The following is a 21,722-nucleotide window of genomic DNA, read 5'->3' as shown; positions in this document are numbered from 1 at the left end:
GAGGAGGAACCTTCCCATGGCAGAGAACACTTTCACCGTCACCGGCATGACCTGCGGGCACTGCGCGGCGTCGGTGACCGAGGAGGTCACCCGGATCGCCGGCGTCACGGCCGTGGCCGTCGACGTCCCCACGGGCGCGGTCAAGGTGACCAGCGCCGAGCCGGTCGCCGAGGCGGACGTGCGCGTGGCGGTCGAAGAAGCGGGCTACGCGCTCGCCCCCTGACCGGGGTCGACCGGAGTACGGAATCCGCCGGGCGCAGATCCGGCGGAGCGCAGGACCCACCGGAGCCCGCCCGTGCGGGGCGGGCTCCCCGGTTTCACCGAGGAACACCAACCATGAGCACAGCAGCGAAGCTCTCCGCCTACGGTGTGGCGCTCGTCCTGGTCGCGGGTGCGGCCTGGGCGGTCGGGAGCGCTGTCGGTCCCCTTCGCGCCGATTCCGCCGAGAGCGGCCACGGCGACGCGCACGGCGGCGAGGACGCCGGGCGCGGGGACGACCACGGCGACACCGTCGCGGAAGCCGAGCAGGACCAGCCCGCCGGGTTGGCGTCGTCCAGGGGCGGCTACACCCTCACGCCCACCGATGCGACGCCCGCCGCGGGAACCCCCTTCACCTTCCGCGTCACCGATCGGGAGGGCCGCGCGGTCACCGCGTACGACGTGCGGCACGACCGGCGGATGCACCTGATCACGGTCCGCCGGGACACCGCCGGCTTCCGGCACGTGCACCCGGAGATGGCGGCGGACGGCACCTGGTCGGTGCCGCTCGACCTGCCCGAGGCGGGCACCTACCGGGTGTTCGCCGACTTCACCCCGACCGGCGGCGAGGCCGTCACGCTCGGCGCGGACGTGTTCGTGGCCGGGTCGTTCGACCCCCGCGCGTACGCGCCGTCGCGGGTCGCCGAGGTCGACGGCTACCGGGTCCGCCTGGACGGCGACCTGGTGCCCGGCCGGGCCTCGCCGCTCACGCTGACCGTGACCCGGGACGGCTCGCCGGTCACCGACCTCCAGCCCCACCTCGCGGCCTACGGCCACCTGGTGGCGTTGCGCTCCGGTGATCTCGCCTACCTGCACGTGCACCCGGAGGGGTCGCCCGACGACGGGAAGACCGCGCCGGGACCGGGCATCGCGTTCGTCGCCGAGGTGCCCACCGCCGGGACCTACCGGCTGTTCCTGGACTTCCGGCACGCGGGCGCGGTGCGCACCGCCGAGTTCACCGTGGAGGCGGGTCGTGGCCACTGACCTCGAACTGACGATCACGGGCATGACCTGCGCGTCGTGCGCGGCGCGGGTCGAGCGCAAGCTCAACGGGCTCGACGGCGTGACCGCGACGGTCAACTACGCCACCGAGAAGGCGAAGGTCACCTTCCCCGAGGGGCTCGACCCGGCCGAGCTGGTCGGTCGGGTGGAGGCCGCCGGGTACGGGGCGACGCTGCCCGGTGCGCGGACCACCACCGCGACGGAGGACCCGACGGCGGCGCTGCGGCAGCGGCTGGTCGTGTCGGCGGTGCTGTCGGTGCCGGTGATCGCCCTGGCGATGGTGCCCGCGCTCCAGTTCACCTACTGGCAGTGGATCTCGCTGGCGCTCGCCGCCCCGGTGCTGGTGTGGGGCGCGCTGCCCTTCCACCGGGCGGCGTGGGCGAACCTCCGGCACGGCGCGGCCACCATGGACACGCTCGTCTCGATGGGCACGCTGGCCGCGTTCGCGTGGTCGCTCTACGCGCTGCTGTTCGGCACGGCGGGCGAGCCCGGGATGACGCACCCGTTCGAGCTGACCGTCTCGCCGACGGACGGCGCGGGCTCGATCTACCTGGAGGTCGCGGCCGGGGTGACCACGTTCATCCTGGCGGGCCGGTACTTCGAGGCGCGGTCCAAGCGCCGGGCCGGCGCGGCGCTCACGGCGCTGCTGGAGCTGGGCGCGAAGGACGTGGCGGTGCTGCGGGACGGCCGGGAGGTCCGCGTCCCGATCGCGGACCTCGTGGTGGGCGACCGGTTCGTGGTGCGGCCGGGGGAGAAGGTCGCGACGGACGGCGTGGTCGAGGACGGCGGCTCGGCGGTCGACGCGAGCACGGTGACCGGCGAGTCGGTGCCGGTCGAGGTCGGCCCCGGCGACGCGGTCATCGGTGCGACGGTCAACGTCGGCGGCCGGCTCGTGGTGCGGGCCACCCGGGTCGGCGGGGACACCCAGCTCGCGCGGATGGCGAAGCTGGTGGAGGACGCGCAGAACGGCAAGGCGCGGGCGCAGCGGCTGGCCGACCGGGTGTCGGCGGTGTTCGTGCCGATCGTGATCGCGCTGGCGCTCGGGACGCTCGCGTTCTGGCTGGGCACCGGCGAAGGGGTCGCGGCGGCGTTCACCGCCGGGGTCGCGGTGCTGATCATCGCCTGCCCGTGCGCGCTGGGCCTGGCCACGCCGACCGCGCTGCTGGTCGGCACGGGCCGGGGCGCGCAGCTCGGCATCCTGATCAAGGGGCCGGAGGTGCTGGAGTCGACCCGCCGGGTGGACACCGTCGTGCTGGACAAGACCGGCACCGTCACCACCGGTCGGATGAGCCTGCTCGCGATCCACCTGCCGGAGGCCGGCGCGGTCGGCGAGGAGGAGGTGCTGAGGCTGGCGGGAGCGCTGGAGAACGCCTCGGAGCACCCGATCGCGAAGGCGGTCGCGGTCGGCGCGCGGGAGCGGGTCGGCGAGCTGCCCGCCGTCGAGGACTTCCGGAACGTCGCCGGGCTGGGCGTGCAGGGCGTGGTCGACGGGCACGCGGTGGTCGTCGGCCGGGAACGCCTGCTCGCCGAGTGGGGCGTGCACCCGGGCGAGGACCTGGCGCGGGCCGGGCGGGACGCCGAGGCGCAGGGCCGCACGGCCGTGCTGGTGGCGTGGGACGGCGCGGCGCGGGCGGTCCTCGTGGTCGCCGACGCGGTGCGGCCCACGTCCGCCGAGGCGATCCGGAGGTTGCGCGACCTGGGCCTCACCCCGGTCCTGCTGACCGGTGACAACGAGGCCGCGGCCCGCGCGGTGGCCGCCGAGGTGGGCGTCGACGAGGTGTTCGCCGAGGTGCTGCCGCAGGACAAGGCGGAGGTGGTGGCCCGGCTCCAGGCCGACGGCAAGGTCGTCGCGATGGTGGGCGACGGCGTGAACGACGCGGCGGCGCTGGCCAGGGCGGACCTCGGCCTGGCCATGGGCACCGGGACCGACGCGGCGATCGAGGCGAGCGACCTGACGCTGGTCCGGGGCGACCTGATGGCGGCGGTGGACGCGATCCGGCTGTCGCGGCGCACGCTGGCCACGATCAAGAGCAACCTGTTCTGGGCGTTCGCCTACAACGTGGCGGCGCTGCCGCTGGCGGCGGCGGGCCTGCTGAACCCGATGATCGCGGGTGCGGCGATGGCGTTCTCGTCGGTGTTCGTGGTGTCGAACAGCCTGCGGCTGCGCGGGTTCCGGGGCACCCCGCCGGCGACCGCGCCGGTCGCCGGCACGTCCCGGCCGAAGGTGCCCGCCCCGGTGGGCTGAGCGGAGGGGAGCCGGTGGCCCGGGTGCGCACCCGGGCCACCGACCTACCCGTTCCCGCGCCGGCCGAGCGCCTTGGCCCTGCGGTGGGACCACCTCGCGAGCAGCGCGCCCAGCACGCCGACGACCAGGAAGGCGGCCAGGTGCGCCGCGAACCCGCCGGGCAACCAGTCCAGCAGGCCACCGCCCCGGCCGACCAGCAGCTGGAGCGCGCCCTGCCCACTGATGAACAGCAGTGTCATGCCCACGACCTGAAGGACGTCGTACTTCACGGCGTTTCCCCCTCCGCAGCCGTTTCACCGCATCGGCACCGTAATGGGGATTGGAGGGAGAGGGGCGACGCGCCCGCGTGAGCAGGGGAGGGCGGCTCGTGCCGAAGGCGGTGGACCACGAGGAGCGCCGGGCTCGTCGCCACCGCGCGGCACCGGCGACGACCGGGTGGACGCGGACCTCTGCCGCCCGCGCCGTCCTCGACCACCGGATCGACCGCGTGCTCCGCCCGCGGGTCAGCGGGTCAGCGGGCCAGCAGGGTGCGCAGGGCCCGCACGACCTCGGCCGGTGCCTCCTCGGCCATGAAGTGCCCGCACGTGACGGTCTCGTGCACCAGGTCGTCGGCCCACGCCCGCCACCGGCCCGCCGCGTCGAACCCCAGCGCCGCGCCCCAGTCCTGCTGGAGCACCGTCACCGGCATCCGCAGCCGGTTGCCGGTGCGCCGGTCCTCCTCGTCGTCGGCCACGTCCACGCCGGCCGACGCCCGGTAGTCCGCCACGATCGACGGGATCGCCGCGCGCGACGCGGCCAGGTACGCCTCGCGCACGTCGGCGAGCGCCTCGGGTCGGGTCGCCCAGGTGTCCAGGAAGTGCCCGAAGAACGCGTCCGGCGCGCCGGCGATGAGCCGTTCGGGCAGGTCCGGGGCCTGCGCCAGCAGGTACAGGTGGAAACCGACGGCCGCCGAGCGGCCTCGCATCACCTCCCACGCGTCCAGGGTGGGCAGCACGTCCAGCGACGCCAGGTGGGTGACCGCCGCCGGGTGGTCCAGGCCGGCGCGGATCGCGACGAGCGCGCCCCGGTCGTGGCCGGCCAGCGCGAACCGGTCGAAGCCGAACGCGCGGGCCACGGCCACCACGTCGGCGGCCATGGTGCGCTTGGCGTAGGTCCGGCCGGTGTCGGCGGGCCGGTCGCTGTCGCCGTAGCCGCGCAGGTCCGGGCAGATCACGGTGTGGTCGGCGGCCAGGTCGGCGGCCACGTGCCGCCACATCAGGTGGGTCTGGGGGAAGCCGTGCAGCAGCACGACCGGGCTCCCCGACCCGCCGGCGGTCACGTGGAGCCGCACCCCGTCGGCGACGGTGACGCGCTGCTGGTCGAATCCGGCGAAGGTCATCGGCGGTTCCTCTCGGTCGGTGACCCCAGCGTGTCCGGCACCGGTCAGCAACCGGTCAGCAACCACGTCACACGCCGCTGACCAGCGGTGATATCGGTCCGGCTAGGCTGACCGGGTGATGGAGTTTGGGGTGCTCGGCCCGCTGTCCGCGAGCGGCCCCGGCGGCCCGGTCGACCTCAAGGGGCCCCGGCACCGGGCGGTGCTGGCCCGGCTGCTGGTCGCGAAGGGCCGGGTCGTGCCGGTGTCCCGGCTGGTCGACGACCTGTGGCCGGACCCGCCCGCCGGCGCGGTCGGCGCGGTGCAGAGCTTCGTGTTCACGCTGCGCCGCGCGCTGGAACCCGACCGGCCCGCCCGCACCCCGCCCCGCCTGCTGGTGACCGCCGCGCCCGGCTACGCCCTGGCCACCGGCGCGGTGGACGCGACGCGCTTCGAGGCCGCCGTGCACGAGTCGCGCGACCGGCTCGCGGCCGGCGACCCGGCCGCCGCGCTCGCGTCCGCCGAAGCCGGGCTGGCGCTGTGGCGGGGACCGGCCTACCCGGAGTTCGCCGACGAGCCGTGGGCGCGCGGCGAGGTGTCCCGGCTGGACGAACTGCGCCTGCTCGCCGTGGAGCGGCGGGCCGAGGCGGTGCTGGCGCTGGGCCGGCCCGCCGAGGCGGTGGCCGACCTGGCCGCCCACCTCGCCGGGCTGCCCTGGCGGGAGAGCGCGTGGCGGCTGCTGGCGCTCGCGCTCTACCGGTCCGGGCGGCAGGCCGACGCGCTGGCCGCGCTGCGCCGGGCCAAGCGGGCGCTGGCCGACGACCTCGGCGTCGACCCCGGTCCCGGCCTGCGCCGGCTGGAGGCCGACATCCTGGCGCACGCGCCGCACCTGGCCGGCCCGGTCGCGCCGCACCCGGTCGCGCCGTCCGGGCGCTCGCTGTTCGGGCGGGATGCCGAGCTCGCCCGGTCGCTCGACGCGGCCGGCGAGGTCGGCGCGCGGCGGCGGCTCGGGGTGGTGCTGGTGTCCGGCGAGGCGGGCGCGGGCAAGACCGCGCTGGTCGAGGAGCTCGCCGCCCGGCTGGCCGGCTGGACCGCGTGGTGGAGCCGGCACCGGGAGCAGGGCGGCGGCCGGCTGCTGCCCGACCACGCCGGGCCGGACCGGCGGCGCGCGCTGGTCGAGCACCTGTCCGCCGCGCCCGGCCCGCTGCTGCTCGTGGTGGACGACCTGCACTGGGCGGGGGAGGACGTGCTCGCGCTGCTGACGTCCCTGGTCGCCGAGCCGGTCGAGCTGCCCGTGCTGGTGGTCGGCACCTACCGGAGCACGGAGGTCTCCGGTCCGCTGGGCGAGGCGCTGGCCCGGCTCGCCCGCGCCGAACCGGCCCGGGTGCACCTGGGCGGGCTGCCCGAGCCGGACCTGGCCCGGCTGGTGCGGGCGACGGCCCGGCGGGACGTGGACGACGTCACCGCCCGCGCGATCCACCGGCGCAGCGGCGGGAACCCGTTTTTCGCCCGCGAACTGGCCCGGCTCCTGGCCGACGAGGGCGTCGAGGTGCTCTCCGCCGTGCCCCGGGGCGTGCGGGACGTCATCCGCCGCCGGGTGGGCGGGCTGCCGCCGGAGCACCGGCAGGTGCTGCGCCAGGCGGCCGTGCTCGGCCGTGACGTGGACCTGGACGTGCTGGTCGCGCTGGTGGGCGCGGAAGACGTGGTGCTCGACGCGGTGGAATCCGCGCGGGCGTCGGGTTTCCTCACCGAACGCGGGCCGGACGTGGTGCGGTTCTCGCACGACCTGGTGCGCGACACGCTGTACGCCGACATCCCCGCGTCGCGCCGCTCGCGCTGGCACGCCGCCGTCGCGGAGGCCGTGACCCGGGACCGGGCCGACGACGTGGAGACCATCGCGCACCACTACGTGCGCGCGGAAAGCCGAGCCACGGCGGAGAAAGCGGCGCACTACGCCCGTGCGGCGGCCGAACGCGCCGAACGCCGGTTCGCGCCGCACGAGGCCGTCCGGTGGTGGCGGGACGCCCTCGCCGCGCACGACCGCGCCCAGCGCGGCCCGGGTTCGGCGGGGTCTCCCGGCCACCCGGCGCGGGGTGCCGCAGGCACGTCCCACGGCAGTTCACCGACGCGGGGCACCCGGGCGCGGTTGGCCGTGGTGATGGGGCACGTGCGGGCGCTGGCCGTGACGGGGGAGCTGGCCGCCGCCCGCCGGCTGCGGGCCGAGGCGTTGACCGCCGCCGAGGAGATCGACGACCCGGAGCTGACCGCCGCCGTGCTCGGGTCGTTCGACGTGCCCGCGATCTGGACCGGCAACGACGACCAGGAGCTGGCCGACCAGGTGGTGGCGGTCGCCGAGCGGACGCTGGCCGCGCTCGCCCCGGACCGGCTCGCCGAGCGCGCCCGGCTGCTCGCCACCCTCGCGCTGGAACTGCGCGGCGCGGCCGGCGGCCGTGGCGGGGAGGCGGCCCGCGAGGCCGAGGGGATCGCCCGCTGGCTGGACGACCCGGCGCTGCTCGCGTTCGCGCTCAACGGCCGGTTCATGCAGTCCTTCACCCGCGCGGGCCTCGCCCCCGAGCGCGTCCGGGTCGGGCGCGACCTGCTCGCGGTGTCCACCCGGCACGGTCTGGTGGCGTTCGAGGTGCTGGCCCACCTCGTGCTGCTGCAAGCGCACTCGGCGCTCGGCGAGTTCACCGCGGCCGACGAGCACGCGGCGGCCGTCGACCGCCTCGCCGAGCACCACGAGCTGCCGCTGGTCGGCGTCTTCACCGGGTGGTACGCCGCGCTGCGCGCGTCCGTCGCCGGTCGCGACGCCGACGCGCGGGCCGCGTACCGCGCCGCCGCCGACCGGCTGGACGGCACCGGGATGGCCGGGCTGGAGGCGGGCATCCGGCCGTTCGCCCTGCTGTGCCACGGAATCCAGGCGGGCAGTCCGGTCCGGGTCGACCTCGCCGAGGACTGGGGCCCCTACCGGCCGTGGGCGCTCGCGCTCGGCCTGCTCGACGCGGGCCGGCCCGCCGAGGCGCGCGCCGCCGTGCGGGACTCGCCGCGCGACCTGCTCTACGAGGCGCGGACGTGGCTGACCGGGGTGGTCGCGCTCGGGCTCGGCGACCGCGACCTGATGGGCGAGGTCTACACCGCGCTGCGGCCGGCGGCCGGCGAGCTGGCCGGGGCGGGCAGCGGGTTGCTCACGCTCGGCCCGGTGGCCGGGCTGCTCGGCCGACTGGCCGGCGCGCTGGGCCGGCCGGACGACGCCGCGACGCATTCCCGGCAGGCGCGGGAGGTGGCGCGCAAAGCCGGCGCGGCCCGCTGGGAAAACGCGCCGGAGTGGTGATCGCCGGGTGCTCGGGAGTGATCTCCCGGGTCCCCGCTGAATCGCGAGGGCGGTGGTGCGCCCCCGCGATCCGGCCTTTCCGCGCGTGCGCGGGTCAGGCGTGGGTGTAGGTCAGGCAGTTCGCCGCGTGGTCGCCCTGACCCGGTCCGATCCGCACGCCCGAGGCGGTGCACTCCAGGTTGGCGTTGTACGTGCAGTCGGTGCGCGAACACGCTCCGACCTGGGCGACGACCTTGGGCAGGCCGCCCTTGGTGGACAGTGGGACGAAGGTGCCGCAGTCCGCCGTGCCGTTCATGCCGCTGACCGTGATCGCGAAGGCGTGGCAACCGTCGTGGTTGTACGAACAGCCCGCGACGGTGCACGAGCTGACCTCGGGCATTTCGGTGGTGGTCATGGTTGCTCCTCATGCCGGTTCGGTGTCCCGAACATTGCCACCGGCATTACCGGGTCGCAACACGGGAATGATTAGGTAAGGCTAACCACGGTCCATTTTTCGATATCAAGAACGCATTTTCGCGGGGTTTCCGGGTGACCCGGCCGGGGCAGCCCGGCGCGACACACCACCGGGTGCTCGCCGATCGCGTGACACCGGGCCGGCATCGTGGTCGGGTACACACGTTCGTGGGTCGCTGGATCGGGTCATCGGTACCCGACGCGCACCGTGGGAATGGGAGCTGTGGTGGAGGAGCGCACCATCGCGGGCCGGTACCGGCTGACGGCCCGGATCGGCGCGGGTGGCATGGGTGTCGTGTGGCGGGCCGAGGACACCCGCCTGCGGCGGATCGTGGCGGTCAAGGAACTGCTGAACCGCAGCGGTTTCGACGCGGACTCGGCCAAACGGGTGGTGCGCGAGGGCCGGATCGCGGCGCGGCTCCAGCACGCCAACGTGATCGCGCTCTACGACGTGGTCGAGGACGACGGCCGGCCGTGGCTGGTCATGGAGTACCTGCCGTCCCGCAGCCTGGCGACGGTGCTGGCGGACCGGGGCACGCTGCCGTTCGACGAGGTGCGCCGGATCGGGCAGCAGCTCGCGGCCGGCCTCTCCTCCGCGCACGACGCCGGGGTGATCCACCGCGACGTCAAGCCCGGCAACGTGCTGGTGACCGAGTTCGGCACGGTCAAGGTGACCGACTTCGGCACCTCGCGGGTCGCCGGCGAGGGCACGCTCACCGCGTCCGGGATGCTCGTCGGCACGCCCGCCTACCTCGCGCCGGAGGTCGCGCTGGGTGCGGAGCCGGGCTTCCCGTCCGACGTGTTCGGGGTCGGCGCGACGCTGTACGCGGCGCTGGAGGGCACGCCGCCGTTCGGGCTGGACGGCAACCCGATCCTGCTGCTGCACCGGGCCGCCGAGGGCAAGTACGCGCCGCCGGAGAACGCCGGACCGCTGGAACCGGTCCTCACCCGGCTGCTCGACCCGGACCCGGAGAACCGGCCCACCATGGCCGAGGCGGTGCGGATGCTCGCCGAGGGGTCCGCCGAGCCGGCCACCGTGCTGGCCGAGGCGCTGCCCTTCGCCGCCGCGACCCGGATCGTGCTGCCGGTGCTCGACCCGCCAGCCGGCAGCGCGTCCGCCGAGAGCTCGCCCATCGAACGCCCGGTCGTCGGAACGCCGGCCGACGCTCCCCCGGACCCGCCCGCCGACCCGCCCGCCAAGACGCCGACCGGGACGCCGACCGGGACGCCCGACGACACCGCCGCCGAGGCGGCCACCGAGCTGTCCGTCGAGGCGGTGACCGACGCGGCGGCCGAGACCGTCCGGGACGAGCCGGCGGTCGACCTCCCGGCAGCGCCCGTCCCGCCGCCCGTCCCGCCGCCCGCGACAGCGGCTCCGGTCGAGGACGTCCCCCCGGCGTCTCCGGAGCCCGTGCCCGCCGCGACCACGTCCGAGCCGACCAAGCCGGTGGAGCCGGTGGAGCCCGCGTCGGGGACAGCGGCCCCGGAGGAGGACCCCGACCGGGGCAGGCGGCGGATGGCGTTGATCGCCGCCGGCCTCGTGGTGGTGCTCGGGGTGCTGCTGGTGGTGGTGTTCACCAGGTTCGGACAGCTACCCGACCAGGGGGCCGGCGACACCACGACGACCACGGCTCCCGTGCCGCCCGCCGACCAGGGGCAGACCGGCGGGGACCAGACCGGGCCGGAGCCGACCGGTTCGCCGCAGGACCCGCCCACCGGTGCGACCAGCGGTCAGCCGACCGGGCAGACCACGACCGCACCGCCCACCACCACCACCGTCCCGCCCCAGCAGGCCGGGCCGGACCAGGCGCTGACCGACTACTACGCGTTGCTGCCCGGCGACCTGACGACCGCCTACGGGCGGCTGACCGACCGGTTCAAGGCCGTCCGTGCCCCGAGCCTGGCGGCGTACCAGGCGTTCTGGTCGCGGATGCGGTCCGCGCCGCTCTCCGAGGTGCGGGTGGAGGGGGACCGGGTCACCGCGCGCGTGACGTACCTCTACCGCGACGGAACCAGCACGTCCGAGCTGAACGTCTACACCCTGGTCCGCGTCGGCGACGGCTGGGCGATCGACCAACAGGACACCATCGGGTGACCGCAGGCGGGGAACAGCACTTCATCCGACCTCGACGGCGGTCGATCTCCGTTTTTCCGCGAGGTGACGCCGTTCGCCGGAAATTTTCACGCCGGGTACGTCCGGGGCGGGGTGTCGGCCAGGGGTCGGCGGTGCCGTCGCCCCCGGTCGGGGCGGTGTCGGCGGTGTTGGTCGAGGTGGGCGCGACGTGGCGCGATCGGTCCACATGGTGGAACCCGGCGGCCGGTGCGGGCGGTGAGAAGTTGATCTTTGGGTATGATGGGGACCCTGGGAGCGAGAGGCGCTGCAACGGATGGGAATCCGCCACGCTCGCCCCGGTCACCACCGGACAAGGGCGCCTTCCATGTCAATGGGAGGTGTCCGGATGACTGGAACGGCGAAGATCGACGCCCTGCGGCAGCTCATGGACCAGCGCGTGGCCGTGCTCGACGGCGCGTGGGGGACGATGCTCCAGGGGGCCGGCCTGACCCCCGAGGACTACCGGGGCGACTTCCTCGACGGCCACCACAAGGACGTCACCGGCGACCCCGACCTGCTCAACATCACCCGCCCCGACGTGGTCCTGGACGTCCACCGGCAGTACCTGGCGGCGGGCGCGGACATCACCACCACCAACACCTTCACCGCGACCGGCATCGGCCAGGCCGACTACGGGCTGGAGTCGCTGGTCCGCGAGATGAACGTGGCGGGCGCGAAGCTGGCCCGGCAGGCGGCCGACGAGTTCGGCGACCGGTTCGTCGCGGGCTCGGTCGGCCCGCTCAACGTCACCCTGTCGCTGTCGCCCCGGGTCGAGGACCCGGCGTACCGCGCGGTGACGTTCGACCAGGTCAAGGCGTCTTACGCGGAGCAGATCGCGGCGCTGGACGAGGGCGGCGTCGACCTGCTGCTGATCGAGACCATCTTCGACACCCTCAACGCCAAGGCCGCCCTGTCTGCCGCCCGCGAGGTCGCGCCGCACCTGCCGGTGTGGGTCTCGGTCACCATCGTCGACCTCAGCGGCCGGACGCTGTCCGGGCAGACCGTCGAGGCGTTCTGGCGGTCCATCGAGCACGCCGACCCGCTCGTGGTGGGCGTGAACTGCGCGCTGGGCGCGGCCGAGATGCGCCCGCACGTCGCCGAGCTCGCCCGGATCGCCCCCACCTACACCGCGGCCCACCCCAACGCGGGCCTGCCCAACGCGTTCGGCGGCTACGACCAGACGCCGGACGAGACCGCCGAGCTGCTCGGCGAGTTCGCCGGCTCCGGCATCGTGAACGTGGTCGGCGGGTGCTGCGGCACCACCCCCGCGCACATCGCCCGCATCGCCGAGGCGGTCAAGGGCCTCGCGCCCGGCCGGGAGCCGGCCGGACCGGTCCGGGCCACCTCGTTCAGCGGCCTGGAGCCGTTCACGATCGGTCCGGACACCGGATTCGTGATGATCGGCGAGCGCACCAACGTGACCGGTTCCAAGCGGTTCCGCCGGCTGATCGAGGGCGACGACCACCAGGGCGCGGTGGCCGTCGCGCTGGAGCAGGTGCGCGGCGGGGCGAACCTGCTGGACGTCAACATGGACGCCGACCTGCTCGACAGCGAGGAGGCGATGACGACCTTCCTCAACCTCATCGCCACCGAACCCGAGGTCGCGCGCATCCCGATCATGATCGACAGTTCCCGGTGGAGCGTGCTCGAAGCCGGGCTGAAGTGCGTGCAGGGCAAGGGCGTGGTCAACTCGATCAGCCTCAAGGAGGGCGAGGAGCCCTTCCTGGCGCAGGCCCGCGCCATCCGCGACCACGGCGCGGGCGTCGTGGTCATGGCGTTCGACGAGCAGGGCCAGGCCGACACCACCGAGCGCAAGGTCTCGATCTGCTCGCGGGCCTACCGGCTGCTGGTGGACGAGGTCGGGTTCCCGCCCGAGGACATCATCTTCGACCCGAACGTGCTGGCCGTGGCGACCGGCATCGCCGAGCACGACGGCTACGCCAAGGCGTTCATCGACGCCCTGCCGCTGATCAAGGAGAAGTGTCCGGGCGTCCGGATCAGCGGCGGCATCTCGAACCTGTCGTTCTCCTTCCGGGGCAACGACATCATCCGCGAGGCGATGCACTCGTCGTTCCTGCTGCACGCGGTGCGCGCGGGCCTGGACATGGGCATCGTGAACGCGGGTCAGCTCGCCGTCTACGAGGACATCCCGAAGGACCTGCTGGAACTGGTCGAAGACGTCCTGTTCGACCGCCGCCCGGACGCCACCGACCGGCTGGTCGCGCACGCCGAGACGGTCAAGGGCGCGGGCACCAAGCGGGTCGCGGACCTGTCGTGGCGGGAGGCGTCGGTCGAGCAGCGGCTGTCGCACGCCCTGGTGCACGGCATCGTGGACTACATCGAGGACGACACCGAGGAGGCCCGGCAGAAGTGCGCCCGGCCCCTGGAGGTCATCGAGGGTCCGCTGATGGACGGCATGAAGGTGGTCGGCGACCTGTTCGGCGCGGGCAAGATGTTCCTGCCGCAGGTGGTCAAGAGCGCGCGGGTGATGAAGCGCTCGGTGGCCTACCTGGAGCCCTACATGGAGGCGGAGAAGGAGAAGGCCCGGCTGGAGGGCCGGGTCGACGCCCGGCGCGGTCCCGGCAAGATCGTCATGGCCACGGTGAAGGGCGACGTCCACGACATCGGCAAGAACATCGTCGGCGTGGTCCTGGGCTGCAACAACTACGAGGTGATCGACCTCGGCGTGATGGTGCCGTCGTCGGTCATCATCGACACGGCGGTGGCCGAGGGCGCGGACGCGATCGGCCTGTCCGGGCTGATCACGCCGTCGCTGGACGAGATGGTCGCGGTGGCCTCGGACATGCAGCGCCGGGGCGTGAAGCTGCCGCTGCTGATCGGTGGCGCGACGACGTCCCGCCAGCACACCGCGGTCCGCGTCGCCCCCGCCTACGAGGGCGCGACCGTGCACGTCCAGGACGCCTCGCGGGTGGTCGGCGTGGTCTCCGAGCTGCTCGACTCCGACCGGGCCGAGGGGCTCACCGCGCGCAACCACATCGAGCAGGACCGGTTGCGCAAGCAGCACGAGGAGCGCCGCAGCGTCCCGCTGCTGACCTTCCAGAAGGCCCGGGAGAACCGCGAGGTCGTCGACTTCACCGACCTGCCGGTGCCGGAGTTCACCGGCGTGCGGCTGTTCGAGCCGGACCTGGGCGTGCTGCGGGCGATGATCGACTGGCAGTTCTTCTTCCTGGCCTGGGAGGTCAAGGGGAAGTACCCGGCGATCCTGGACGAGCCGGTGGCCCGCGAGCTGTTCGACGACGGCAACGCCCTGCTGGACGAGATCCTGGCGACCGGGGGGTTCCAGGCGCGCGGGCTGCTCGGCTTCTGGCCGACCCGCTCCGACGGCGACGACCTGCTGGTCGACGACCGGGTGCGGCTGCCGATGCTGCGCCAGCAGACGACGAAGCCGCAGAGCCGCCCCAACCGGAGCCTGGCGGACTACGTCGCGCCCGAGGGCGACCACCTGGGCGCGTTCGCGGTGGCCGTGCACGGCGCGGAGGTGCTGGCCGCGAAGTACGAGGCCGAGCAGGACGACTACCGGTCGATCATGACCAAGGCGCTGGCCGACCGGCTGGCCGAGGCGTTCGCCGAGCACATCCACCTGGAGGCGCGGCGGATGTGGTTCGAGCCCGGTTCGGAGCCCGCGCTGGCGGACCTGCACGCGGAGCGGTTCCGCGGCATCCGGCCCGCCATGGGCTACCCGGCGAGCCCGGACCACAGCCTCAAGCAGCCGCTGTTCGACCTGCTCGACGCGGAGCGGGCCGGGCTGGCGCTGACCGAGTCGTTCGCGATGACGCCGGCGGCGGCGGTCAGCGGGCTGATCTTCGCGAACCCGGCGTCGCGGTACTTCAGCGTCGGGCGGATCGGGCGCGACCAGGTCGTGGACTACGCGAAGCGGTTGGGCAGCACGGTCGCGGAGGTCGAGCGCTGGTTGCGCCCGAACCTCGCCTACGACATCGACTGAGCCCGGACCCGGGGCGGCCACCCGGCACCGACCGGGTGGCCGCGTCCCGCTCAGCCCGGATCGGCCAGCCGCTGCCGGGTGGCGCGTTCGACCAGGACGGCCAGGAACGAGGTGATCCGCGCGCCCGCCAGGCGGTTCGACTCCTCGCGGCGCAGGCGGCGGATCAGCTCGGCGGGGACGGCGGGGTAGCGGTCGATCAGGCGGTTGTCCACGACGGCGAGGTCGTCGTCTGCGGGGTCTGCGGAGTGCGGGTCTGCGGAGTACGTGTGTGCGGGGTGGCGGTCGGCCGGCGGCGCTGCGGGGTGGTCGGCTAACGGCTCTGCGGGGTGCGGGTCGGCGGTCTCGCTCAACGGGTGCCTCCTGTCCACGGCGGGTTCTTCCCGGGGGTAGCCGGAGGGGTGAACGCCGGTCGAATTCGGGATGAACCGGACGTGCGAACCCCGGTGGGGCCGGTCGGGGGAGCGGAGTGCGGCGGGCGGCCCGCCGAACGGTCGGCGAACGGGTGCGCGGGCAGGTGCCGGAGCGGCCCCGCGTGGACTACCGTCCGGCCGTCGAGAGGAGCACCGTCGTGACTGACCGCGGCGACCGCATCGTGGCCGTTCTCCAGGACGCGTTCGCGGACCTGATGGCGGCCGATCCGGCCGCGTTCCGGCACAAGTTCCGCAAGATGGCGGCCGAGCCGTTCGCCTTCTACCGGGGCAGCGCCTGCCTGTTCTACGCCGACATGCGGGAGGAGCCCGACGAGTGGGCCGACGAGCGCACCGGCCGGGTGTGGATCCAGGGCGACCTGCACGCCCAGAACTTCGGCACCTACATGGACGCGGCGGGCGCGCTGGTGTTCGACGTCAACGACTTCGACGAGGCCTACCTCGGGTCCTTCACCTGGGACGTCCGGCGGTTCGCGGCGAGCCTGGCGCTGCTCGGCTGGCGCAAGGCGCTGCCCGACCGCACGATCGCCGAACTCGTGCGCGCCTACGTCGCCGCGTACGTCCGGCAGGTGCGGGCGTTCGCCGAGCACCCCGGTGACGAGCTGTTCAGCCTGCGCCTGGACAGCACGGACGGCGTGCTGCGCCAGGTGCTGCTGCGCGCCCGGCTGGCGACCCGCGTCGAGCTGCTCGACGAGAAGACCGTGGTGGTCGACTACGAGCGCCGGTTCCGCCGCGACCGCGAGGGCATCCGCGAGCTGGACGACGCCGAGCGCGCGCGGGTCCTGGCGGCGTTCGAGGCGTACCTCGACACCATCCCGAGCGGCAAGCGGGCCTCCAGCAGCCTGAGCTACGCGGTGAAGGACGTGGTGGGGCGCTTCGGCTTCGGCATCGGGTCGGCCGGGCTGTCCGCGTACAACGTGCTCGTGGAGGGCCGCACCCAGGCGCTGGAGAACGACGTGGTGCTGTCCATGAAGCAGGCGAACGTGGCCGCGCCCAGCCGGATCGTGCCCGACGAGCGCATCCGCGAGTACTTCACCCACCACGGCCACCGCACGGCGGTGTCGCAGCGGGCGTTGCAGGCGCACGCCGACCCGTGGCTGGGGTACACCGGCATCGACGGCGTCGGGTACGTGGTGGCCGAGCTGTCGCCGTACGAGTCCGACCTGGACTGGTCGGACCTGACCGAGCCGGCGGACATGCTGCCGGTGCTGGAGCACCTCGGGCGGGCGACCGCCAAGATGCACTGCGTGTCGGACTCGGACTCCGACCAGACCCTGGTCGACTTCCAGGTGGAGGAGGCGATCGCGCACGTGATCGGGGAGCGGGAGGACGATTTCGTCGAGTCCGTGGTGGACTTCGGCCTGCGCTACGCCGAGACCACCCGCGAGGACCACCGGCTGTTCGTGGAGGCGTTCCGCGCGGGCCGGATCAAGGGCGTCGACTCGACCACCCCGGCCGTCGACCCCGGGTAGCCGCCCTACGCTCCGTGTTCAGCCCATCCGGTCGGGTGTCTTCCCGGCGTGCTGACCCGCCGGGGGCGGTGGTCGTGGTCCACGGTGGACCGGTCCACCGCCCAGCAGAATGAGGGATGGCACCACATGACTCGACGTCTCACCGCCCGGATCGGTGTCCTGGCGGCCACCGGAGCCCTCGCCCTGACGATCACCGCCGTGCCGGCCTCGGCCGCCGAGGGCGTGCTCCTGCTCTCCGGCGAGGCCGTCGAGGACCCCCGGGGCTGCTACGACCTCTACGGCCACGAGGAGATCCGGAACTGGACGGACCAGAAGGTGTTCGTCTACGACGACCGCGACTGCGAAGGCGACGTCGTGCAGGTCATCCGACCGGACGGGGTGGGCGACGACCGCGCCACCGCCGAGGGCCGGAGCGTCCACGTCCGCTGACGGCGGCGGGCGGCGTTCCGGTCCACCGACCGGAACGCCGCCCGCGCGCGTGCTGCGCGGGCTCGCCGCGCGGCGGGCGGCCCGGGAGGGCGGCGACCCGGACGCCCCCGTCGCGCACCACGACGTCCGCGCCCACGCCGAGGTGGCCCTTGGCCGCCGCGCCCGGCGCGATCGGGTCGAGCACCCGGGCGGGCAGCCAGGAGCACCGCCGGAACGCCTCCGACCACGTCCACGCGCCGGTCTCGCGGACCATCAGGCGCAACGACTTGGCGAACGTCCCCGCCGTGCGCGGGTGGGTGCGGCCCAGCGGCGGCAACGGCCACTCGCGACAGTCGCGGGTGCCGTCCGGCCACCGGATCGGCATCGCGTCGCCGGCCACGATCGCGTCCGGGAACGCCGGCGCGCGGTGCGGCACCGCCGCGTCGGCGGGGTTCTCCTCGTCCACGAAGGACACCACGCACAGCGCGCCGGGGACGGCCTCCCGCAGCTCCCGCAGCCGGCCGAGGTCGGCGACCCGCTCGCCGGTCGCCACCAGCACGATGTCGCTGGGCACGAGGTCGCTGGGTACGAGGTCCCTGGGCACGAGGTCCCACGCGGCCAGCCGTTCGGACGCGAGGAAGAACGCGCCGATGCCGGTGCCGCCCGCGCCGTACGGGCAGACCTCCACGGTGACCCGCGACCCCTCGGCACGGGTCTTCTCCAGCAGGCGGAGCACCCGGCCCACGTGCCGCCGGGACGTGTTGTCGACGTGGCGGTGGTGCATCGCCGCGCCGGTCTCGACCGCCGCCCGGACCACCTCGGAGGACCCGTCCACCGGCGTGTCCGGGTTGGCCCCGACCAGTTCCCGCACGTGGGTGCAGACCGGCGCGTAGCCGAGCAGCAGGCCCGCGACGTCCACGACCGGCACGCCGTCCGGTGCCGGGGTCGTGGTGGTGCGATCCCCCCCGATGACCCCGCTCACGGGAGGCCGGCACCCCGGTCGGCCGCCCTCGCCCGAGAGGAACCCCGCATGGTGGACGTGGACCCCGACCTGCTCGCCGGCGACCGGTGGCAGGCCCGGCTGGACGACCTCGCGGCCCGCCACCGGGTGCCCGGGTTCCAGGTGGGCCTGCTGACGCCGGACGGCGGGGTGCGGGTGCTGGCCGCCGGGCTCGCCGGGCTGGCCACCGGCGTCGAGGTCACCCCGCACACCCTGTTCCACTACGGCTCGATCACCAAGGTGTGGATCACCACGCTGGTGCTCCAACTCGTCGACGAGGGCCTGCTCACGCTGGACGCGAAGGTCGTGGACGTCCTGCCGGACTTCCGGCTGGCCGACCCGGAGCACGGCCCGGCGATCACCGTCCGGCACCTGCTCACCCACACCAGCGGCATCGACGGCGACCTGTTCACCGACACCGGGGACGACGACGGCTGCCTGGAGGGCTACGTCGCCTCGCTCGCCGACGCGGCGGCCGTGACCGGCGCGGGCGGGCCGCTGAGCTACAGCAACTCCGGGTTCTGCGTCGCCGGGCGGATCGTCGAGGTGCTGCGCGGCACGACGTGGAACGCGGTGCTGGCCGAGCGGATCTGCGCGCCGCTGGAGCTGTCCCGGGTGATCACGCTGACCAGGGACGCGCCGCTGTTCCGCACCGCGATCGGCCACCTGCGCCACCCGGAGACCGGCGAGCTGATGCCCACGCCGAACTGGCAGCTACCCCGCTCGCTCGGCCCGGCCGGGCTGATCACCGGCGACTCGGCGGACCTGCTCCGGTTCACCGCCGCCCACCTGCGCGACGGCGTCGGGCTCAACGGCGAGCGGGTGCTGTCCGCCGAGTCGGCCCGGCTGATGCGCTCGGTGCAGGTCGACCTGTCCGGGCTGCTGTCCACCCGGATCGGGTGGGGGCTGGGCTGGACGCTGTCGGACTGGGGCGCGGCGGTGGCCGTGGAGCACAACGGCAGCACCAGCGGCCAGCTCGCCGCGCTGCACTCGTTCCCGGAGCTGGGCGTGGCGGTGTGCGTGCTGACCAACTCCGAGTACGGACCGGCGCTGACCGACGAGCTGGTGGACCTGGTCGGCGCGGACCTGGGCCTCACCCGGCCCCGGCCGGCGGCGGACCCGGAGGCGGCCCAGGTCGACCTCGCCGCCGTGGCGGGCGTCTACGAGACCCCCTCCCTGCGCTGCGCGCTGACGGTGCAGGAGGGCGGACTGGTCCTGCGGATCACCGACAAGGCGTCCGGCGGCGGCCCCGCGCCGTGCGCGGTGACCCCGTTGGCGCGCGACCGCTTCGAGTTCGAGCTCAACGGGGCGACCCGGGAGTTCGCGCTGCTCACCCACGACGGTGTCGACCACGTGTTCGCCGGGCGGCTGTTCCGGCGCACCGGTTGAGCGCCGGTCTTGTCGGATTCCCCCAGTCGGCCGGGGAAGTCCGGTCGGATCGTCCGGCGAAGCGATCCGGGTCGCACAAGCAGGATGGCCGCATGGCCACCCCGACCCTCGACGCCCCACCGGGGGAGCGGGCCCCGACGCGGTTCGGCACCCGTTGGCGCGCCACCTGGTGCGGCTCGTCCGGGGACTCTCCCGGCGGCTCCGGTGCCCCCGTGGTCGACGGCGCGCTGTTCCCGCACCGCACCGCCGAAACTCCAGCCGCCAGGTCATCGCGTTCGGCTACAACAGGAAGAACTTCTGGTGACCTTCGACCAGGACGGCGAGGCCCGGCCGTGGCCGGCCGAGAAGGGGGAGATCTCCACCACCGCCACGACGTTCACCGTCCGCGAGGGCGTCAAGCGCGCGGCTGGCACCCCGCTCACCGCGAAGTCCAACGGCACCGGACCGTACGAGCTGACCGTGGTCGGCGACGCCACCACCCGGCCCACCGCCGTGCGCCAGGCGCTCGTCCAGGCGACCGACGTCAAGTCGGTGGCGGACGTCCTCACCGGCGGCGACGGCGGGGAGGCGCTGTCGTTCACGTCCGGCGAGCCGGAGGTGTGTCCGCCGCCCGTGGTCCACCCGCCCGAACTCCCGACCCGGCTCCGCGTCTCCCGAACCCCCACCGAGAGGGCACTGATGAACACCGAACTCCTCGCGTCCGCCGAGTGGCAGGAACGCCTGGACGTCCTCGCCACCGAGCACCACGTGCCGGGCGTCCAGGTCGGCGTGCTGCAACTCGACGCCGAGGGCAACGCCGACATCCGGGTCCTCGTCTCGGGGGTCACCAGCCTGGACACCGGCGTGACCGTCACCGAGGACACGCTCTTCCAGTACGGCTCGATCAGCAAGGTGTGGACCACGACGCTGGTCATGCAGCTCGTGGACGAGGGCCTGCTGACCCTGGACACGCCGGTCGTGGAGATCCTGCCGGACTTCCGGCTGGCCGACCCCGAGCACGCTCCGAAGGTCACCGTCCGGCAGCTCGTCACGCACACCAGCGGCATCGACGGCGACATCTTCCTGGACACCGGCGACGGCGACGACTGCGTCGAGAAGTACGTGGCCGCGCTCGCCGACACGCACCCCTACACCCGGCCGGACGGCCCGCTGAGCTACTGCAACGCCGGGTTCGTGCTGGCCGGGCGGATCGTCGAGGTGCTGCGCGGCACGACGTGGGACGAGGCGGTCGCGAAGCACATCCGCGAGCCGCTGGGGTTGACCCGGGTGATCACCCGGGCCAAGGACGCGCCGCTGTTCCGCACCGCCGTGGGGCACCAGGACAACCCCGACCGGGACGCCGACCACCAGGTCGTGCCCGCCAAGGTGTGGATGCTGCCGCGCTCGGTCGGGCCCGCCGGCCTGATCACCGGCACGGCGGACGCCCTGCTCCGGTTCGGCGCGATGCACCTGCGCGACGGCCTCGGCCTCAACGGCGAGCGGGTGCTGTCCGCCGAGTCCGCGCGGTCCATGCGCACCCGGCAGGTCGACCTGTCGTCAGTGTCCACAGTGGACCAGGGCTGGGGGCTGGGCTGGCTCCTGACCGACTGGGACCGCGCCGGCGGCGACCCGGTGACCGCGTCGCAGCACGGCGGCCACACCATCGGGCAGGTCGCGCGGCTGACCACGTTCCCCGAGCTCGGCGTGGCGATCTGCGTGCTGACCAACGCCGACCGGGGACTGGGCCTGGTCGACGAGTTGCAGGCGCTGATCGGGGCCGACCTCGGCCTCACCGCGCCCAAGCCCGTCGTGGCGGAGGGCGCGGACATCGACGACCTGCTCGGCGTGTACGAGACGGTCGCGATGCGCCAGACGCTGACCCGCGACGACGACGGCCGGTACTTCATGGACCTGGAGACCAAGGTCCCCGACATCACCGACGCGCCCGAGCCGCGCCGGGAGGTCACGCCGTCCGGCAAGGGCCGGTTCATCGTGGACATGGAGGGCGCGCTGACCGAGTTCACCCACGTGGTGGACGGGGAGGACGACTACCTGTACATGTTCCGGCTGTTCAAGCGCGTCGACCGGGGAACTGCCGGGACGCCGCCCGCGATCGGCTGAAGCCGCTGATCGACCACGCGCTGCGGCTGGTGGCGACGATCGGCGCGGCGTACTTCGGGGTGCGCGGCGAGGTCGTCACCCGCGACGGCGTCCCGCGCGTGCGGTGGCGGCCGGGTCACGGGCCGCGCCGCGTGCTCGTGCTCGGCCACCACGACACGATCTGGCCGGTGGGCAGCCGGGAGCGGCTGCCCACCGTGGCCGACGC

14 protein-coding genes and 1 pseudogene are annotated in these 21,722 nt (G+C 74.3%); 10 read left to right on the top strand and 5 right to left on the bottom strand.

All coding sequences use genetic code 11. The features are described from left to right. Nucleotides 1-16 precede the first annotated feature (16 nt). From AB0G01_RS20265 to AB0G01_RS20255, 3 genes are all read left to right on the top strand, one after another. Complete coding sequence (locus AB0G01_RS20265; RefSeq protein ID WP_360947602.1) at nucleotides 17-223, top strand: heavy-metal-associated domain-containing protein; 207 nt, start codon at nucleotides 17-19, stop codon at nucleotides 221-223. Nucleotides 224-336: 113 nt separating this feature from the next. After that, on the top strand, nucleotides 337-1,242 hold the full coding sequence (locus AB0G01_RS20260; RefSeq protein ID WP_360947600.1) for a hypothetical protein: 906 nt from the start codon (nucleotides 337-339) through the stop codon (nucleotides 1,240-1,242). Between the two features lie 22 nt (nucleotides 1,243-1,264). Then, nucleotides 1,265-3,505, top strand: coding sequence for a heavy metal translocating P-type ATPase (locus tag AB0G01_RS20255; RefSeq protein ID WP_360948136.1), 2,241 nt, complete (start codon nucleotides 1,265-1,267; stop codon nucleotides 3,503-3,505). A 44-nt stretch (nucleotides 3,506-3,549) separates the two neighbouring features. Here the strand turns inward: AB0G01_RS20255 and AB0G01_RS20250 are convergent, their stop codons facing one another. Next, nucleotides 3,550-3,774, bottom strand: coding sequence for a hypothetical protein (locus tag AB0G01_RS20250; protein WP_360947598.1), 225 nt, complete (start codon nucleotides 3,772-3,774; stop codon nucleotides 3,550-3,552). A gap of 242 nt (nucleotides 3,775-4,016) precedes the next feature. Beyond that, nucleotides 4,017-4,883, bottom strand: a complete 867-nt coding sequence (locus tag AB0G01_RS20245) for an alpha/beta hydrolase (RefSeq protein ID WP_360947596.1) — start codon at nucleotides 4,881-4,883, stop codon at nucleotides 4,017-4,019. A gap of 118 nt (nucleotides 4,884-5,001) precedes the next feature. Between AB0G01_RS20245 and AB0G01_RS20240 the strand changes: the two genes are divergently transcribed. Beyond that, nucleotides 5,002-8,190 carry a BTAD domain-containing putative transcriptional regulator gene (locus AB0G01_RS20240; protein ID WP_360948134.1) on the top strand — a complete coding sequence of 1,063 codons (3,189 nt, stop codon included), beginning with the start codon at nucleotides 5,002-5,004 and terminating at the stop codon, nucleotides 8,188-8,190. 94 nt (nucleotides 8,191-8,284) lie between these two features. Here AB0G01_RS20240 and AB0G01_RS20235 read toward each other — a convergent pair whose 3' ends face one another. Next, nucleotides 8,285-8,584 (bottom strand): DUF1540 domain-containing protein, encoded by a 300-nt coding sequence (locus AB0G01_RS20235; protein WP_360947594.1) that lies wholly within the window; start codon nucleotides 8,582-8,584, stop codon nucleotides 8,285-8,287. A 273-nt stretch (nucleotides 8,585-8,857) separates the two neighbouring features. On the opposite strand from AB0G01_RS20235, the gene AB0G01_RS20230 reads away from it, so the two are divergent. After that, the gene (locus AB0G01_RS20230) at nucleotides 8,858-10,738 is read left to right on the top strand and encodes a protein kinase (RefSeq protein WP_360947592.1); all 1,881 of its coding nucleotides are present in this window, start codon (nucleotides 8,858-8,860) and stop codon (nucleotides 10,736-10,738) included. 364 nt (nucleotides 10,739-11,102) lie between these two features. Next, nucleotides 11,103-14,720 (top strand): methionine synthase, encoded by a 3,618-nt coding sequence (metH, locus tag AB0G01_RS20225; protein ID WP_360947590.1) that lies wholly within the window; start codon nucleotides 11,103-11,105, stop codon nucleotides 14,718-14,720. Between the two features lie 50 nt (nucleotides 14,721-14,770). Here the strand turns inward: metH and AB0G01_RS20220 are convergent, their stop codons facing one another. Continuing rightward, entirely contained in the window at nucleotides 14,771-15,070 is a 300-nt protein-coding gene (locus AB0G01_RS20220; protein ID WP_360947588.1) for a three-helix bundle dimerization domain-containing protein, read from the bottom strand. A 275-nt stretch (nucleotides 15,071-15,345) separates the two neighbouring features. Between AB0G01_RS20220 and AB0G01_RS20215 the strand changes: the two genes are divergently transcribed. Both AB0G01_RS20215 and AB0G01_RS20210 read left to right on the top strand, forming a co-directional pair. Continuing rightward, a complete protein-coding gene (locus AB0G01_RS20215; RefSeq protein WP_360948132.1) occupies nucleotides 15,346-16,620 on the top strand; it encodes a DUF2252 domain-containing protein in 1,275 nt (424 codons plus the stop codon). A gap of 126 nt (nucleotides 16,621-16,746) precedes the next feature. Continuing rightward, nucleotides 16,747-17,049, top strand: coding sequence for a hypothetical protein (locus AB0G01_RS20210; RefSeq protein ID WP_360947586.1), 303 nt, complete (start codon nucleotides 16,747-16,749; stop codon nucleotides 17,047-17,049). On the opposite strand, the pseudogene AB0G01_RS20205 reads toward AB0G01_RS20210, so the two are convergent. Then, nucleotides 16,982-17,917 (bottom strand): annotated as a pseudogene (locus tag AB0G01_RS20205) (hypothetical protein); the annotation flags it as partial. The gene AB0G01_RS20210 and the pseudogene AB0G01_RS20205 sit on opposite strands and share 68 nt — an antisense overlap. A gap of 141 nt (nucleotides 17,918-18,058) precedes the next feature. On the opposite strand from AB0G01_RS20205, the gene AB0G01_RS20200 reads away from it, so the two are divergent. Then, on the top strand, nucleotides 18,059-19,417 hold the full coding sequence (locus AB0G01_RS20200) for a serine hydrolase domain-containing protein (protein WP_360947584.1): 1,359 nt from the start codon (nucleotides 18,059-18,061) through the stop codon (nucleotides 19,415-19,417). A gap of 300 nt (nucleotides 19,418-19,717) precedes the next feature. Then, nucleotides 19,718-21,517: a serine hydrolase gene (locus AB0G01_RS20195; protein ID WP_360947582.1), complete on the top strand. Its 1,800-nt coding sequence runs from the start codon at nucleotides 19,718-19,720 to the stop codon at nucleotides 21,515-21,517. Nucleotides 21,518-21,722 lie beyond the last annotated feature (205 nt).

Source organism: Actinosynnema sp. NPDC023587 (assembly GCF_040640215.1).
GTDB lineage: Bacteria > Actinomycetota > Actinomycetes > Mycobacteriales > Pseudonocardiaceae > Actinosynnema.
This window is presented reverse-complemented; position numbering and strand designations above follow the sequence as displayed.

Excerpts from the sequence above, each read along its gene's own strand:
- AB0G01_RS20255 (WP_360948136.1), top strand. The coding sequence starts at position 1,265 with ATGACCTGCGCGTCGTGCGCGGCGCGGGTCGAGCGCAAGCTCAACGGG.
- AB0G01_RS20200 (WP_360947584.1), top strand. The coding sequence starts at position 18,059 with ATGGTGGACGTGGACCCCGACCTGCTCGCCGGCGACCGGTGGCAGGCC.
- AB0G01_RS20245 (WP_360947596.1), bottom strand. The coding sequence starts at position 4,883 with ATGACCTTCGCCGGATTCGACCAGCAGCGCGTCACCGTCGCCGACGGG.
- metH (WP_360947590.1), top strand. The coding sequence starts at position 11,103 with ATGACTGGAACGGCGAAGATCGACGCCCTGCGGCAGCTCATGGACCAG.
- AB0G01_RS20215 (WP_360948132.1), top strand. The coding sequence starts at position 15,346 with ATGGCGGCCGATCCGGCCGCGTTCCGGCACAAGTTCCGCAAGATGGCG.
- AB0G01_RS20230 (WP_360947592.1), top strand. The coding sequence starts at position 8,858 with ATGGGAGCTGTGGTGGAGGAGCGCACCATCGCGGGCCGGTACCGGCTG.
- AB0G01_RS20235 (WP_360947594.1), bottom strand. The coding sequence starts at position 8,584 with ATGACCACCACCGAAATGCCCGAGGTCAGCTCGTGCACCGTCGCGGGC.
- AB0G01_RS20265 (WP_360947602.1), top strand. The coding sequence starts at position 17 with ATGGCAGAGAACACTTTCACCGTCACCGGCATGACCTGCGGGCACTGC.
- AB0G01_RS20210 (WP_360947586.1), top strand. The coding sequence starts at position 16,747 with ATGACTCGACGTCTCACCGCCCGGATCGGTGTCCTGGCGGCCACCGGA.
- AB0G01_RS20240 (WP_360948134.1), top strand. The coding sequence starts at position 5,002 with ATGGAGTTTGGGGTGCTCGGCCCGCTGTCCGCGAGCGGCCCCGGCGGC.
- AB0G01_RS20260 (WP_360947600.1), top strand. The coding sequence starts at position 337 with ATGAGCACAGCAGCGAAGCTCTCCGCCTACGGTGTGGCGCTCGTCCTG.